Genomic DNA, 14948 nt, shown 5'->3' on the forward strand with positions numbered 1-14948 from the left:
GGACTTTGCTTGTCGTCGTGGGCTTTGTTTCTTTCTGTTAGATAATGTATTCGTTTCCTTTTTGTTTTTCCCATGTTACGAGATCGGCGAGTGTGTAGTGATCGATTACGCTTTTGACTGCGGTGTCGAGTTCTTTCCAGAGACGGAGTGTGGTGCACGTTTCTGCGCGCGGGCAGTGGTTTTCTTCTGTTTCGAGGCAGTCTACCGGTGCCATGCTTCCTTCTGTCAGTCTCAGAATGTCGCCGACTTTATATTGTTCTGCACTGTATTTGAGAAAATAGCCGCCCTGTGCTCCCCGAAGGCTTCGGATGTACCCTGCTTTTGCGAGTACCCCTGCAATGCTTTCCAGATATTTGACAGAAATTCCCTGCCGTGCGGCTACGCCTTTGAGCCGGATTGGTTTTTCCTGATCATGGAGAGCCAGATCCAGCATCAGCCTGAGTGCATATCTTCCTTTTGTTGAAATTTTCATGCAATTCCCTCCCAATCTTCTCTGTTATCATACCTGTTGTCGAGGGAATTCGTCAAGTACAGACCCGTGATCTTTATACTCTTTTCTTTTTTTCTTCCGCCAGATAAGATGCGCCGAGTGCGCCTGCGTAGCGTCCATTTTCCGTCGGTTCTACTTTTTTGCCGATTTTTTTACTGAGAATATCTGTGAAATAGATGCTGTGGCTCAGTCCTCCGGTCAGGATGATGTGATCAGGAAGGTCCTTTCTCTGTGCCAGCTGGGCTACTTTTGCAGCCACCGAATCTACGACTCCGGCAGCGATATTTTCCCGTTTCTGCCCTTCACCAATGTAGTTAATGACCTCGGATTCAGCGAATACCGTGCACAGGGAACTGATCGGGAGGACCTCCCCTGCTGCAGCCATCTCAAACAGTTCGTCGATGGTCACGCCCAGACGGTTAGCCATAATCTCCAGAAATTTCCCGGTTCCCGCCGAACATTTGTCATTCATCAGGAAGTCCACGACCATGCCCTGTTCCACCATGATGACTTTCGTGTCCTGTCCGCCCACATCAATGACTGCACAGTCTCCGTGTGCCAGTTCCCGTCCTCCTCTTGCATGGCATGTGATCTCTGTGATCACATGATCTGCAAAATCCACAGCCACACGGCCGTATCCGGTAGCAACAACGCGGGTGTCGTCGTTTTCCACGTCTGCTCCCAGCTCTTTTAAATGTTCTTTTATCTTCTTCGTCGTCTCCTTACTGCTCCATCCGGTCGGAAGTACGAAATGCGCATTTGCATCCCCTCTTACCACAACCTTGGAAGCAGTTGATCCGATGTCGATTCCTACGTAATTCATGTTTCATTCCCTCCACCATGATTTGGGGACGCTTATTTGCGTCCCCGCCTGTTTTTCAGCAATACCGGTCCCTGTTGGGATCGATATCCTTTTTGATTTCTGCAATCTGAAGAATTTCAATCTGTTTTTCTTTCACAATCTGCCTGATCTGATCCAGATCTTCTTTTTTTACAAGAAGTGAAATGCCGCAGCACTTGCTCGCCTCGCGCGGAGTCGGAGCAATCGTACATTTCAGGCCGTTTTCTTTCATTTCCCGGTAAAGCCGCATCCCATTATCGTGATTGGGAAAAAGCACATAATATGAAATCATTCCTGCACCAGCTTTCTTTAGCTGTTTAACATTTCAATAAATGCGCTGATTCTGGTACGAAGCTGCTGCGCGTCACTGTCCGTATAATCCGTTTCAATGCCAAGTACCGGGATACCTGCCTCTTTCAGCGCTTTTTCTACATGGTAGCCTTCACAGTCATACAGGCTGCAGAATTTCAGGTTCACGTCAATAATTCCGTCTACCTTGTATTCTTTTGCAAGACGGATAATATCGTCGATTCGTGCGGAGTTCGGTGTAAAGCATGCACAGTTGATGCCCATATACCGCTCTGCCAGATGGTCGATCTGCTCATCCACCGTTCCCTCTGCTTCGTCCACAAGACGTTCAAAGTACCGGGTACCTGTACACATTTCTTCACAGACTACCGCACCGCCGCTTGTTTCTACCAGGTTGTGAAGCTTCCAGTTCGGAATCGCAAGCGGAGTACCTGTCAGCATGATTCTCTTTGTTCCTTCCGGGAATACGCTGACGCCGTCTTTGACTCTCTGATCCAGCTCATCGCAAAGCTTGTTTGTCATCTCGGTAAACCGGGTCGGATCATCATAGAATGCAATCTGGGAAATCAAAAGGGCATCCTTTCCGCTGATCGGAAGTTTTTCATTTTTTCTTAAATCATACAGTCTGGAAAGTGCCCGTCTCTTATTATTGATCAGAACAATGGCATTGTGCAGAGATTCTGCCGTCACCTGATTGCCTGTCATCTCTTCAACTACGCCCCGGAAAATACGGATCTCATCTGCCCATGCTTTGATGTCCTTTTCCCGCTTCATCTGCGGAAGATCCATGACATGGACCGGCACATCTTCCGCCAGAATTTCCCATGCTTTCTTCTTTCCGTCGCAGGTCGTCTCACCGACATACATGTCCGCAATCCGGAAGAACGGACAGGTCCGGTCCAGTCTTGCCCCTACGGATGCCTTGATCAGCGGACAGGTATTGGTCGGCAGCACCTTCTCACCGCCCGGAACCCAGAACTGGGAACCACCGCACAGTCCCGTTGCAATTGCGTCTGCCGCAAACACAATTTCATCCGGTACATAGACGCAAAATGTTCCAAACACTTTTCCGCCTTTTTTCTGATGCTCAATCAGTTCTGCCGGACGAACGCCGTGAATTTCCGCAACAACAAAATTATAATAATCCATTCCTTCCGGTCTGTTTTCCTGAGAAAGATACACATCTCCAAACGCCTGCGGAAGCACTTCGCAGAGCTGATCGTGGGTCTCTACGTCCATTCCAAGATCTTTCCACATCTGATGATAATCTGCCATTTCTTTTTCCTCCTTTGTCACGAAACAAAGACACGGCTGCTGGTAAGCCGCGCCTTTTGTCTGTCAATGATTCTCTTACGTTAAGGGTAACATGTTTCCGGAACTGCTTCAATTTCGCCCGGCAGATTATTCTATCGTTTTTTCACATAATTATAATTGTTTATAGATAATCTCTATTTTCAGTAATCCGCTTGACCGCTTCGATTCCTCTGGAAATTTCTTCTTCCGTATTTTCCTCACTGAACGAAAACCGCACCGTTCCTTTTGGAAAAGTTCCAAGACTCTGATGGGCCAGCGGCGCACAGTGCAGGCCGACCCGCGTCATAATCCCGTACTCCTGTTCCAGAAGAAATGCCGCGATCGCATTATCCATTTCTGGAAAATCAAGAGAGACCACCGCCATCCGGTGCTCCATCGTCTGCTTTCCGATCACACGCACACCCGGGATCTCTCTGACTCCATCCAGAAACCGGGCGGTCAGCTGTTCCTTTTTCCTGCGGATCACATCGATTCCCGTTTCTTCCAGATAGGAAAGAGCCGCATGGAGCCCGATGATTCCCGGAAGATTCATCGTTCCGCTCTCGTACTTATCCGGCAGTTCTTCCGGCTGGGACAGCAGATCCGAATGACTTCCCGTTCCGCCGAGAATCACCGGCCGGACACAGGCATCCAGCTCCGGCGAAATCAAAAAGCCGCCGATCCCCTGCGGGCCTTTGAGCCCCTTATGCCCGGTAAATCCCAGAAAATCGATGTTTGCCTTCTGCATGTCAATGGAAAGTGCCCCCGCACTCTGAGCCGTATCCACCGCAAAAAAGACATCATGCCGTTTGCAGACCTCCCCGATCTCTTCAATCGGAAGCACCGTTCCGCACACATTGGAAGCATGCAGCACAAGCACCAGCCTTGTCTTCGGACCGATCTTCTCCTCCACGGCCTCAGCTGTCACCTCGCCCTCTGACGACGTCCTTGCCACATCATAAGAAATTCCCTTCGTCTTCCTCAGCTGTTCCAGCGGACGCATCACACCATTATGCTCCATGCCGGAGACCACCACATGATCCCTCTCCCTCAAAAATCCATTTAAAAACATGTTCAAAGACCATGTGATTCCCGGGGTAAAAATCACCTGTCTGGAACTTTCCGCATGAAACAGCTTCGCAAGCATCTCACGCGTATCCAGCACCCGGCCCGCCAGCTCATAAGCCCCCTCGTAGCCGCCACGATTAATATTAAACGCACCCCGCTCCAGAAACTCCGCCATCGCACGAGCCACACCCGGCGCCTTCGGAAACGACGTACTTCCATTATCAAAATAGATCTTCCCCATCGCTCCTCCTTTCCGGGGACGTGTTCCGATGCACCGGAACACGTCCCCAGTGAAAATTATCTGACAATTGGCTCCAGCCCTTGATTTTACTGGGCTGAAGGCCATTTTTTACTCATTTACGTCGTGTACCTTTGAATCGGAACACGTCCCCGATGAATATTGTATTTTTGCAAGTCTGAGGCCTTGTGGTGGTGCGGTGACGCCGGCTTCAGTTCGTTCTTTTGTTTCGAGGATTTCTTTGACTTGTTCTGGCTGATAGAATCCCCGGCCGACGCGGATGAGTGTGCCGGCGATGATGCGTACCATGTTGTAGAGGAAGCCGTTTCCGCTGATGTAGATGGTGATTTCTTCTCCGTCCCGGACAACGTCGAGACTGTAAATGGTGCGTACGGTGTCGTCCGTGTTTGTGCGGATATTGCAGAAGCTTTTGAAATCGTGTGTACCGATGAGGTAATTGGCCGCCTCCTGCATTCTAGCTTCATCCAGCGGGAAGGAGACGTGGCTTGTGGTCAGGCGTTTCAGCGGATCCGGGAGTGATCTGTTGAGAATGTGGTATTCGTAGTATTTTATGCAGTCCTGATACCTTGGGTGCCAATCCATAGGAACTTCCTCGGACTGTGTGACTACAATGTCCTCGGGCAGTCTCTGGTTGATGGCATAGGCAAACCGTTCCGGTGGAATTGTACTTGTTGTATCAAAAACTGCCACATTTCCAAGGGCGTGGACGCCGGAGTCGGTTCTGCTTGCTCCGATGATGTGAATATCTTCTCCGGTAAGTTTGCTGAGTTTTTTATTCAGTACTTCTTCAATTGTGATTCCGTTTGGCTGTACCTGCCAGCCGCAGTAGTTGGTGCCGTCGTATGCGACGGTCAGTTTGATTCGTTTCACGTTCTGATCCCCTTCGTCTGTTTGCTTTCTTCATTTTAACACACCGCGGCCAAAGAATCTGCCTTTTTCTTGTACATTTTCTTCATCCATGATAAGATAATCTGCGAGGTGAACGAACATGAATAAAAAAGAAATCGCAGAAATTAAAAAGCAGTTTTCTCCTGCCAACTGTGCCATTACGCGGATCTGTGGCTGTTATGTAGACGGGGAAAAGACGATAAAGACGAAATCAAAAGATGCGTTCCTTTCTCTCCCGGAGGAGGAAATGTTTAAATATTTTGATCTGTTTAAGAAGACGCTTTCCGGAGGAATCGGGAAAAATCTGATGGATATGGAGTTCCCGCTGGAGCAGGAAACTTCCGGCGGCACCCAGGAGTTTCTTCTGAGACTTCGGGACAGTAAGCTTCAGGACGATTCGCTTCTGGATGAGTTTTACCAGAAAATTATCGATTTTTATAACTATGGGGAAAATTATTATATTATTCTGATTCACGCAAACTACGATGTGCCCGGGAAATCTTCCGACGGGGAAGAAATGTTTGATGCTTCAGACGAAGTATATGAATTTCTCCTTTGCAGCATCTGCCCGGTGAAGCTTTCCAAGGCAGGGCTCTGCTATAATTCGGAGACCAATCATATTGAGGACCGGATCCGTGACTGGATCGTGGAAATGCCGGATATCGGATTTTTGTTCCCGGCCTTTAACGACCGCTCCACGGACATCCACAGTCTTCTGTATTATTCGAAAAACGCAAAAGAATTTCAGGATGATCTGATTGACAATGTCCTTGGCTGTCATGTGCCGATGCCTGCAGGGGATCAGAAATCCACCTTCCAGTATCTGGTCAGTGATACCCTTGGGGATTCTTGCAATTTTGACACCGTCAAGACACTGCATGATAACCTTACGGAGATGATTGAAGAGCATAAAGATGAGCCGGAGCCGCTGCGTCTGGACAAGACGGATGTGAAGAAACTTCTGGAGCGAAGCGGCGCCAGGGAGGAAAATCTGGAACAGTTTGACCGGGAATTTGATGCTGCTGCCGGGGACACGCCGTCTCTTCTGGCGTCCAACGTGGCCAACACCCGAACCTTCGAGGTCAAGACTCCGGATGTGGTCATCAAGGTAAATCCGGACCGGACTGATCTGGTGGAAACAAAATTGATTGACGGCATCCCATACCTTGTCATTCAGCTCAGTGACAGTGTGGAAGTCAACGGCATTCCGGTTTCCAACCGACCGTCCGGATCTATTTCCGAATAAAGACACATACATAACAAAGGTGCCAGTTCTGCTGAGGTCAGAAATTCCCTTCTGCCTTGGCAGGACCGGCGCCTTTTTACTGGTTTAAGCGTTCTTCTGCTTTCCTGATCGTCTGTCGGAAGGTAGAATTTTTTGCATTCTTTCTTATAATCAAATGCCATCTTCGTATGCTCTTTTCAGATTCTCCATCCTCTGACGGATATCAGCTTCAAATTCTGCCTCATCCAATTCCGGGTCCTTTGTTGTCCTCCAGATTTCACACGGCAGATCCTCACATCCGGCACAGCTGGTACGGTACTTTTTGTAAACGGCGCACCGGTAAATCGGGCAGGCCTTTCCTTCCGGAGCGTGGAATACTTTTCCGGAAAGCTCATTGCATCCCCGGCAGATGGAGCCATAACAGCTGCACGCATGGCAGTCTGCACCACAACAGGTGATACCCAGAATTTCCCGCTGCCGTTTCCGGCTGAATCCTTCCAGTACCAGGCGGTACGACTCATCCAGCATGTCTTTCATCAGGTCATCCGGCACCTCCCCGTCCGGGCGGATCGAGTTCCAGTTGATTTTGTCGGAATAGTATCCCGGCAAAATGTCTTCGTACTGGCTTCGGAATACCTCACCTTTTACCGGTTCCAGCTTCAGATTAATATAATAAGGGCGCTTCTCCTGATCCAGACAGATGGCTGCAAACATTTTTCCGCCCACATGGTATCGGATCCAGTTCCAGACCGGCTGATAATCTTTCGTCACGCCCCGCTTTTTTAACAAGTACGCATCCATCCACTCATATCTCATCTTGTCTCCTCCTCTTTTTCCTTGACTATAGCACACAAAACATGACACCTGTCTATCATGTTTCCATTGTATCAAAAAAAAGAATCTGTTTTACCGTTTTGCCGGTAAAAAGATTCTTTTTCTGATATATAAGTTTTATTCTTGTTTTGCACACTTCCACTGAGAGTGCTTTCTTTTCCATTAAAAAATCCAGATATGAAACGGAAGAAATCTTCCTGCTCCCACCGCAACGACCATGTATACGATTACGATCACATACGCGCGGATATCCTGACTACTGTAGACAAGCGGCTTCATCTTTGTTCTGCCTTCGCCGCCACGATAGCACCTGGACTCCATTGCCATGGCAAGGTCATTGGCTCTCCGGAACGCTGAAACGAACAGCGGCACGAGAATCGGAATCATGGCCTTGGCCTTCTGGATAATATTTCCGCTGTCCAGATCCGCTCCCCTTGCGATCTGGGCTTTCATAATCTTGTCTGTCTCCTCCAGAAGAATCGGAATGAACCGAAGTGCAATGGACATCATCATTGCGATTTCATGTACCGGCACATGCAGATGATTCAGCAGACGCAAGAGACTTTCGATGGCATCGGTCAGTGCCGTCGGCGTTGTCGTGAACGTCATCAAAGATGCGCCCATGATCAGATAAATCAGACGGATTGCCATGTAAACTGCTGTCCGAAGCCCTTCTTCCGTCACCCGGAACATCCAGATGTGAACCAGAGTTCTGCCACCGGTTGTCAAAAACAGATTGAAGAGAATCGTAATCAGCAGCAGAATGAAGATCGGCTTCAATCCTTTGAGAATATATTTTACCGGAACTTTGGACAATTTGATGCATCCAAAGAGAAAGATCGTGGCAATCAGATAGCCCGGAATACTCCGGAATAAAAATAGCGAAATCAGATACAACAGTGTACTGACAATCTTTACACGCGGGTCCAGTTTATGAACAGGGCTCTTCGCCGGATAATACTGGCCTATTGTAATATCTCGTATCATTGTTTTAATACCCTTTCTATTTCATCGGCTGCTTCCTCCACAAGGGTGATATCTGTGGAAACCGGGACGCCTGCTTCACGCAGTTCGTGCATAAGATATGTCACTTCCGGTGCGGCAAGTCCCACTTCCTCCAGCCGTTTATAATGTAGGAAAACCTGTTTCGGTGTGTCATCAAAAATCTTTTCTCCGTGATTCATGACAATGATCCGGTCCACATATTTGGCAACGTCCTCCATACTGTGGGAAACCAGAATTACTGTCATATGGGTGGTCTTCTGGAGCAGTGCAATCTGATCCAGAATGTCATCCCGTCCTTTCGGGTCCAGTCCCGCTGTCGGCTCGTCCAGTACCAGCACCTTCGGGCGCATGGCAAGGACACCTGCAATGGCCGCCCTTCTCTTTTGTCCTCCGGAAAGATCGAACGGAGATGCATTGTATAAAGACTCTGGAAAACCAACCATCTCCAGTGCCTCTTTTGCTCTCTTCTTACATTCCTCCTCGGAAAGCCCCTGATTTTTCGGGCCGAAGCAGACATCGCTCAATACATCCGCTTCAAAGAGCTGATGCTCCGGATACTGGAACACCAGTCCCACCTGCTGCCGGAGAGCTTTCATAGAGTAACCCTCTTTATAAATATTTTCACCGTCAAAATACAATTCTCCGCTGGTAGCACGGATCAGACCGTCCAGATGCTGGATCAGCGTAGATTTCCCGGATCCGGTATGTCCGATGATGCCGATAAATTCGCCCTGCCAGATATCCAGATTGACATCCTTCATGGCCTGCTTTTCGTAGGCAGTTCCCGGACTGTAGACATAATTCAGCCCGCGAAGACTTAAAATCGGCTCCCCGTCCGGTCGGGTACGCGCGTGATCTTTGACCACTTCCGGCGGCAGGGAATTCTGAAGAACTCCTCTCTCCTTTGCAAGGACACAAACCTCCTGACAAAGCTTCTGTCTCGTCAGCGTTCCCGCGGAAACCGGAAATCCTTTTTTAATCAGCGCATCCGCCACTGCTGTCGCCTGCGGCACATCCAGGCGGTAATGCTTTAACAGATCCACCTGCGAGAAGATCTGCGTTGGATTTCCCTGCATGACGACTTTCCCTTTATCCATTACATAAATATAGTCGGCATCCGTCACCTCTTCCATATAATGGGTGATCAAAATGACCGTCACCTTCTCCTGCCGCTGCAGATCCCGGACCGTCCGGATCACTTCCTTCCGGCCATTCGGATCCAGCATCGCCGTCGGCTCATCCAGCACAATACACTCCGGCCGCATGGCAACCACACCTGCAATTGCCACCCGCTGCTTCTGTCCGCCGGAAAGCTTGTTCGGCGAACTGTAACGATATTCCAGCATACCTACTTTTTCCAGCGCATCCTCTACTCTTTTCCAGATCTCCTTTGACGGCACCCCCAGATTCTCCGGGCCGAATCCAACATCCTCTTCCACCACCGTGGCAATGATCTGATTGTCTGGATTCTGGAACACCATCCCCGCACTCTGGCGGATGTTCCACAGCTCATCCTCATCTTTGGTATCCCGGCCGCCGACCCACATCGTGCCGCCTCCCGGAATTAAAAGCGCATTGATATGCTTTGCAAACGTGGATTTTCCGGAACCATTGTGTCCCAAAATGGCAATAAACTGCCCCTTTTCAATCTCCAGATCTACCTCATCAATGGCCCGCTGCTTCCCGATGACATTTCCTTCCTCGTCTCGTTTCTCATATTCAAATACAAGCTTGTCGGTTTTTACCATACTCATCTGCAGTCAACCTCTTACTTCTTCATTTTTCACCATATTTCGTATAGTGTACCACATTCCCGGTCATTAGTAAAATGGAAAAAGAGCTGCCGCCAGAACCAGCAACAGCTCACATCTCTCTCTAATCGTGCATTTCGTCTTCCTTTTCTTGCTGAAAACCTCTGCAGCACTCTTCTAGCAGCCGGAAAAAATTCTCTGCATGCCACCCGTCATTTACCGCATGGTGAAACTCTACTGTTACAGGCATTTTCATCCGTCCGTTTTCCTCATGATACTTTCCAATCATCACAAAAGGAATGTAACTGACATTGTCCGTTCCATACTTTGTAAAAGAATTCGGCTTGGCGTACGAAAGACTCGTGTAAACAGTATTCGGCATCGTGGAAATATGCACGTCATCCATCGCCTTTTGCTGATAGGCATACAGGCTGCTGCATTTTTCCGCTTCTTTCTTATCCTTTAAAAACGCCTCATAGAACTTCTGGAAATCCTCCTGGTATCCTGTCCGTTGATGTGTAAAAAGATGATCCGTGTTCTTGCGCATCAAAGTATAATGAGTATTCACATGATCCCATACACAGACTTGACCGTCCACTTTTGCATACCGGTATCTTTCATCCAAATTGACTGTCTTGGTAATACAATAACAGATAGAAGGATAAAATTTCCATTGATGTTTATGAATCGTCTCCAGGAATTCCGTAATATCAATCTCAACTGTCAGATAAAAAAGATAGCCGTGAAACAATTCATAAATCTCTTTTCGATTCCAGTTTTCATAGTCGATTTTCTTTTTCATCTTCCTGTTCCTTTTAACCTAGATCGTTTCCGGTTCCGGATATTCTTCGCCGAATGTCTCCACCGTAACTTTTTTCATTCTCTGGGTTTCCAGCGGACGGTCACTGTAGTCTGTCGCTGTCTCAGCAATCTTATTGACCACGTCCATTCCCTCTGTCACCTTTCCAAATGCTGCGTAAGCGCCGTCCAGATGCGGAGCCGCTTCATGCATAATAAAAAACTGGCTTCCCGCAGAATCCGGATGCATCGCACGTGCCATGGAAAGCACACCCGGCGTATGCTTCAGATCATTTGTCACACCATTCTGCGCAAACTCACCCTTAATGGAATAACCAGGGCCGCCCATACCTGTACCATTCGGGCATCCTCCCTGAATCATAAATCCACGGATAACTCTGTGGAAAATCAATCCATCATAAAATCCCTTTCCTGCAAGAGACACAAAATTTCGAACTGTATTCGGGGCAATTTCCGGATATAACTCCGCCTTGATGATATCCCCGTTCTCCATCTCAAACGTAACTACTGGATTTGCCATATCATTTCTCTCCTTTATCTTTATTAGGCTAAAACGATTGTAACACACTCCTCTGCGGCAGGCAAGCCGCCACACTCTGACGTCAACCTCTTTTCTGTAATACAATCCGGAAGGTTCGGCCTGCATAATTCCGGCCATTACTTTTCGGACAGCTCATACAAAATCATACCGCCCTTCTCCTCACAGCCCGTATTCCAGATCTCGTGAAAGGAAAAAGCCTTCTTCTCTCCGTAAGTCGCCGTCTGAATCAGAAAATCCTTCTCCGTCTCCTCATAGCCTATCACCATAAACCAGTGCCAGATATAATCCTCAAACACCTCCCGGTTTTGATGACGTAAAAGCAGAAACGGCACCGGATACCCTCTATCCATCCGCTCCTTCAAAGCCTCCTTCGCTTTTCCTTCCGGCTCTCCGCCCCACAAAATCTCCATCCGAAGTTTCGGCCTTTCCGGATCCGGATGATCCTCAAGATACCGTGAAAAACCATCCACAAACCACTCCGGATTCTTCACGCCTCCAACCCGCGGCTTGATATACGGCTTCATCATCTGGCTGAACACAACATAGTCATCCTTATTCAGATTTTCAATGTCAAACGGATACCATCCTGTATTTCCAAATCTCTTTCCAAAATAAATACACGTATCACAAGCCGCCGCTGCTGCACAGCCACCAATATGCATCACTACATTCGAAAACCAGTCCTGATTCCCTCCAACAGCACCATCAATCCCAAAATAATCCAGCTCCAACATAGTTACCATCACCCTTTTACGGGGACGTGTTCCGATGCACCGGAACACGTCCCCAAAATACAGTTGTTTTTTAATTATCTGTCAATATAGATTATTGCTTCGTACGGACGTAATATTCCGTCTGTGTTTTCTGTGTTATAGTTATGTATCAGTTTTTCTGTTTTATTCCATTTTTCTATCAGTCTGCATGGTGCCGGTGTAGCTGTAAAGTTTGCGATGACGCACATTGTTTCTGTTTCAGTTGTGCGTGTGTATGCAAAAATCTGTGAGTCTTCTTCAAGCAGGAGATGGAATTCTCCTTCTGTGAAGATTTCGTTTGCCTTCCGTAATTTTATCAGCTTTTTATAGTAGTTGTAAATAGAATCTGGATCTTTGGTTTCATTTTCTGCATTGATTTCTGTGTAGTTTGGATTGACTTCGATCCATGGGGTTCCTGTGGTAAATCCTGCGTTTGTGCTGTCGTTCCACTGCATTGGTGTCCGTGCGTTATCGCGGCTTTTTGCGTAAATGGATTTCATAATATCTTCTTTTTTGTATCCTGCTTCGAGCCGCTCCTCGTACATGTGGAGTGTCTCGATATCGCGGTAATGGGTAATATCCGGGAATCTTACGTTTGTCATTCCCAGTTCTTCTCCCTGATAAATATATGGAGTTCCCTGCATTCCGTGTAGAATGGTTGCAAGCATTTTGGCGGATTCTACGCGGTATTCTTTGTCATTTCCCCATCTGGATACGATTCTTGGAAGGTCATGGTTGTTCCAAAACAGGCTGTTCCAGCCGCTTCCGTGCAGTTCTTTCTGCCATTTTGCAAAGTTTTTCTTCAGTTCCACAAATGGAAGCGGGCTGAGGTCCCATTTTTCTTTTCCTTCTTCCTGATCCAGCATCACGTGCTCAAACTGGAATACCATGGAAAATTCGCTGCCGTCCGGATTGCTGTAACGTTTTGCCCGTTCCGGGTCCGCGCCCCATGTTTCACCGACCGTAATCAGATCTGCCTTCTGGAATGTTTCTTTACTTAACTCCCGCAGAAATTCATGCAGTTTTGGACCGTTTGTCGTGATTTTCTTATCTGGTTCTTTGGCAATCTGATCGATGACATCCAGACGGAATCCTCCAACACCTTTGTCCATCCACCAAAGAATCATATCGTAAATCTCCCGTCTGACCTTTGGATTTTCCCAGTTCAAGTCAGGCTGTTTTACAGAAAACTGATGGAAATAATACTGACCAAGCTCCGGTACCCATTCCCAGGCCGAACCGCCAAAGGATGCCTTCATCTCATTCGGGAGCACTCCTTCCTCACCATCACGCCAGACATAGTAGTCGTGGTACGGATTATCCTTGCTTTTCTTCGCCTCCTGAAACCAACGGTGTTCATCGGAAGAATGGTTCAGCACCAGATCCATAATAATTTTGATATTTCTTTTTTTTGCTTCCGCAATCAACTGCTCCATGTCGTCCAGTGTTCCAAACATCGGATCAATATTTTGATAGTCCGAAATGTCGTACCCATTGTCGTCCTGCGGAGACTGACACACCGGCGAAAGCCAGAGTGCGTCCACTCCAAGATCCGCCAGATAATCCAATCTAGAAATAATACCCGGAAGATCACCGATTCCATCCCCGTTACTATCCTGAAAACTCCTTGGATAAATCTGATATACTACCTTATCCTGCCACCACTTTCTTGCCATAACAAAACTCCTCCTTTGACTTTTTTCAGTACCCTGGCATCTCCAAATCGCCGCCTAGAACTGTCACATTTTCTCATACAATATTAAAAACTCGCTCTATTCTGAAATTTTTCATTGGGGACAGGTTCCGTTGCATCGGTACACGTCCCCAACAAAAGGGTTAACTGTATTATACTTGCATTTTTTATTTTTTTCTTGTATTATTATCTTACTATTTTGTACGATTCTGCTTTTCAGGTCCTATAAGCCCTAAAAAAACCTATAAGTGCTCAACAGGTTGGGAGGTGTATTGGATGTGTGCTGATATGGATCTTCGTGATCGTTCGTTTTTGATGAAGCGTGAGGGTGTGCGGCATGGGGACCGGCTGTTTCCGCTTGAGAAGTATGATGTGGTGTTGTCGGAGGAGTTTCCTCTGGTGCCGGCGCACTGGCATGAGGAGGCGGAGTTTACCTGGATCCGGTCTGGTTCGTGTGTGTATCATATTGATTTGTGTGATTATCCGGTTGGGGAGGGGGATGTGATTTTGCTGCCGCCGCGTGTGCTGCATTCTGCGGGTTCGTTCCCGGAGAGCCGGATGGTTTCGGAGTCCTTTGTGTTTCATATGAATTTTCCGGGTGCGGGTGGTTCGGATCTCTGCAGTATGAAATATCTTCGTCCGTTTGCAAACCGGGAGGTGCAGTTTCCGTATGTGTTTTCTTCCGGCCATTCTGTGAATCCGCATCTGCGGGATCTGATGTCCCGTCTGAGCAAGTTGTATGAGTCCCAGGAGGAGGGCTATGAGCTTTTGATGAAGTCCTTGTTTCTGGAGTTATTTTACCGGATCTGGCCGTTCCGTCTTCAAAAGACAGTGTCCGTCTCTTCCAGGGAGCAAAGTGAGAAGCTGAAGCTGGTGCTGGACTACATTGATCTCCATCTGGAATCTCCCATTGCTATTTCCACGCTTGCTGAAATCTGCTGTTTCAGTGAATCGCATTTTATGCGGTTTTTTAAGACCCATGTGGGAATGACCTGTACGGAGTACATCAATGCGCTCCGCCTGGAAAGGGCCTGGCAGCTGCTGCAAAGCGGCAGGTATTCTGTCATTGATGCTGCCTTTTCCAGTGGATTTCACAACCTTTCTTATTTTTATCGGGTCTTTAAGAAAAAGTACCATATGACGCCAAAGGAGGCCTTAACCCAAGTGGAATAACGAAACC

General features: G+C 47.8%; 15 protein-coding genes and 1 pseudogene. 2 read left to right on the plus strand and 14 right to left on the minus strand.

Annotated elements, in window-relative coordinates; translation table 11 throughout:
• Positions 1-37: 37 nt before the first annotated feature.
• The 6 genes from FGQ85_RS01930 to truA all read right to left on the minus strand — a co-directional run bounded on the left by FGQ85_RS01930 (position 38) and on the right by truA (position 5130).
• Positions 38-472, minus strand: coding sequence for an RrF2 family transcriptional regulator (locus FGQ85_RS01930; RefSeq protein ID WP_138372503.1), 435 nt, complete (start codon positions 470-472; stop codon positions 38-40).
• Positions 473-545: 73 nt separating this feature from the next.
• On the minus strand, positions 546-1313 hold the full coding sequence (locus tag FGQ85_RS01935) for an acyl-CoA dehydratase activase (protein WP_138372504.1): 768 nt from the start codon (positions 1311-1313) through the stop codon (positions 546-548).
• A gap of 55 nt (positions 1314-1368) precedes the next feature.
• Positions 1369-1623, minus strand: coding sequence for a DUF3343 domain-containing protein (locus FGQ85_RS01940; RefSeq protein WP_087168545.1), 255 nt, complete (start codon positions 1621-1623; stop codon positions 1369-1371).
• Between the two features lie 17 nt (positions 1624-1640).
• Positions 1641-2915 carry a double-cubane-cluster-containing anaerobic reductase gene (locus FGQ85_RS01945; RefSeq protein ID WP_087252690.1) on the minus strand — a complete coding sequence of 425 codons (1275 nt, stop codon included), beginning with the start codon at positions 2913-2915 and terminating at the stop codon, positions 1641-1643.
• A 160-nt stretch (positions 2916-3075) separates the two neighbouring features.
• Positions 3076-4242, minus strand: a complete 1167-nt coding sequence (locus FGQ85_RS01950; protein WP_138372505.1) for an aminotransferase class V-fold PLP-dependent enzyme — start codon at positions 4240-4242, stop codon at positions 3076-3078.
• Positions 4243-4350: 108 nt separating this feature from the next.
• Positions 4351-5130 (minus strand): tRNA pseudouridine(38-40) synthase TruA, encoded by a 780-nt coding sequence (truA, locus tag FGQ85_RS01955; protein ID WP_138372506.1) that lies wholly within the window; start codon positions 5128-5130, stop codon positions 4351-4353.
• A 118-nt stretch (positions 5131-5248) separates the two neighbouring features.
• Here truA and FGQ85_RS01960 point away from each other — a divergent pair, with 118 nt between their 5' ends.
• Entirely contained in the window at positions 5249-6394 is a 1146-nt protein-coding gene (locus FGQ85_RS01960; RefSeq protein ID WP_138372507.1) for a DUF4317 domain-containing protein, read from the plus strand.
• A gap of 150 nt (positions 6395-6544) precedes the next feature.
• On the opposite strand, the gene FGQ85_RS19070 is transcribed toward FGQ85_RS01960, so the two are convergent.
• From FGQ85_RS19070 to FGQ85_RS01995, 8 genes and pseudogenes are all read right to left on the minus strand, one after another.
• Positions 6545-7189, minus strand: coding sequence for an MmcQ/YjbR family DNA-binding protein (locus tag FGQ85_RS19070; RefSeq protein WP_138372508.1), 645 nt, complete (start codon positions 7187-7189; stop codon positions 6545-6547).
• A 180-nt stretch (positions 7190-7369) separates the two neighbouring features.
• Entirely contained in the window at positions 7370-8194 is an 825-nt protein-coding gene (locus FGQ85_RS01970; RefSeq protein ID WP_138372509.1) for an energy-coupling factor transporter transmembrane component T, read from the minus strand.
• Positions 8191-9078: an energy-coupling factor transporter ATPase gene (locus FGQ85_RS19075; RefSeq protein WP_347563034.1), complete on the minus strand. Its 888-nt coding sequence runs from the start codon at positions 9076-9078 to the stop codon at positions 8191-8193. Before FGQ85_RS19075 ends, FGQ85_RS01970 begins: the two co-directional genes overlap by 4 nt.
• A 48-nt stretch (positions 9079-9126) precedes the next feature.
• Positions 9127-9966 (minus strand): annotated as a pseudogene (locus FGQ85_RS19080) (energy-coupling factor transporter ATPase); the annotation flags it as partial.
• A 121-nt stretch (positions 9967-10087) separates the two neighbouring features.
• Entirely contained in the window at positions 10088-10765 is a 678-nt protein-coding gene (locus FGQ85_RS01980) for a CatA-like O-acetyltransferase (RefSeq protein WP_138372511.1), read from the minus strand.
• 18 nt (positions 10766-10783) lie between these two features.
• Positions 10784-11302 carry a peptidylprolyl isomerase gene (locus tag FGQ85_RS01985; protein WP_087168552.1) on the minus strand — a complete coding sequence of 173 codons (519 nt, stop codon included), beginning with the start codon at positions 11300-11302 and terminating at the stop codon, positions 10784-10786.
• Between the two features lie 137 nt (positions 11303-11439).
• On the minus strand, positions 11440-12057 hold the full coding sequence (locus tag FGQ85_RS01990; RefSeq protein WP_087252685.1) for a hypothetical protein: 618 nt from the start codon (positions 12055-12057) through the stop codon (positions 11440-11442).
• A gap of 74 nt (positions 12058-12131) precedes the next feature.
• The gene (locus tag FGQ85_RS01995) at positions 12132-13751 is read right to left on the minus strand and encodes an alpha-glucosidase (RefSeq protein ID WP_138372512.1); all 1620 of its coding nucleotides are present in this window, start codon (positions 13749-13751) and stop codon (positions 12132-12134) included.
• Positions 13752-14044: 293 nt separating this feature from the next.
• Here FGQ85_RS01995 and FGQ85_RS02000 point away from each other — a divergent pair, with 293 nt between their 5' ends.
• Positions 14045-14941 (plus strand): AraC family transcriptional regulator, encoded by an 897-nt coding sequence (locus FGQ85_RS02000; protein WP_138372513.1) that lies wholly within the window; start codon positions 14045-14047, stop codon positions 14939-14941.
• The last annotated feature ends 7 nt before the right edge of the window (positions 14942-14948 follow it).

Source organism: Pseudoflavonifractor sp. BSD2780061688st1 E11, assembly GCF_005844125.1.
Classification (GTDB): domain Bacteria; phylum Bacillota; class Clostridia; order Lachnospirales; family Lachnospiraceae; genus Sellimonas; species Sellimonas catena.

Excerpts from the sequence above, each read along its gene's own strand:
- FGQ85_RS02000 (WP_138372513.1), top strand. The coding sequence starts at position 14,045 with ATGTGTGCTGATATGGATCTTCGTGATCGTTCGTTTTTGATGAAGCGT.
- FGQ85_RS19070 (WP_138372508.1), bottom strand. The coding sequence starts at position 7,189 with ATGAGATATGAGTGGATGGATGCGTACTTGTTAAAAAAGCGGGGCGTG.
- FGQ85_RS01940 (WP_087168545.1), bottom strand. The coding sequence starts at position 1,623 with ATGATTTCATATTATGTGCTTTTTCCCAATCACGATAATGGGATGCGG.
- FGQ85_RS01935 (WP_138372504.1), bottom strand. The coding sequence starts at position 1,313 with ATGAATTACGTAGGAATCGACATCGGATCAACTGCTTCCAAGGTTGTG.
- FGQ85_RS01995 (WP_138372512.1), bottom strand. The coding sequence starts at position 13,751 with ATGGCAAGAAAGTGGTGGCAGGATAAGGTAGTATATCAGATTTATCCA.
- FGQ85_RS01970 (WP_138372509.1), bottom strand. The coding sequence starts at position 8,194 with ATGATACGAGATATTACAATAGGCCAGTATTATCCGGCGAAGAGCCCT.
- FGQ85_RS01960 (WP_138372507.1), top strand. The coding sequence starts at position 5,249 with ATGAATAAAAAAGAAATCGCAGAAATTAAAAAGCAGTTTTCTCCTGCC.
- FGQ85_RS01930 (WP_138372503.1), bottom strand. The coding sequence starts at position 472 with ATGAAAATTTCAACAAAAGGAAGATATGCACTCAGGCTGATGCTGGAT.
- FGQ85_RS01985 (WP_087168552.1), bottom strand. The coding sequence starts at position 11,302 with ATGGCAAATCCAGTAGTTACGTTTGAGATGGAGAACGGGGATATCATC.
- FGQ85_RS01945 (WP_087252690.1), bottom strand. The coding sequence starts at position 2,915 with ATGGCAGATTATCATCAGATGTGGAAAGATCTTGGAATGGACGTAGAG.
- FGQ85_RS01950 (WP_138372505.1), bottom strand. The coding sequence starts at position 4,242 with ATGGGGAAGATCTATTTTGATAATGGAAGTACGTCGTTTCCGAAGGCG.
- FGQ85_RS01980 (WP_138372511.1), bottom strand. The coding sequence starts at position 10,765 with ATGAAAAAGAAAATCGACTATGAAAACTGGAATCGAAAAGAGATTTAT.
- FGQ85_RS01990 (WP_087252685.1), bottom strand. The coding sequence starts at position 12,057 with ATGTTGGAGCTGGATTATTTTGGGATTGATGGTGCTGTTGGAGGGAAT.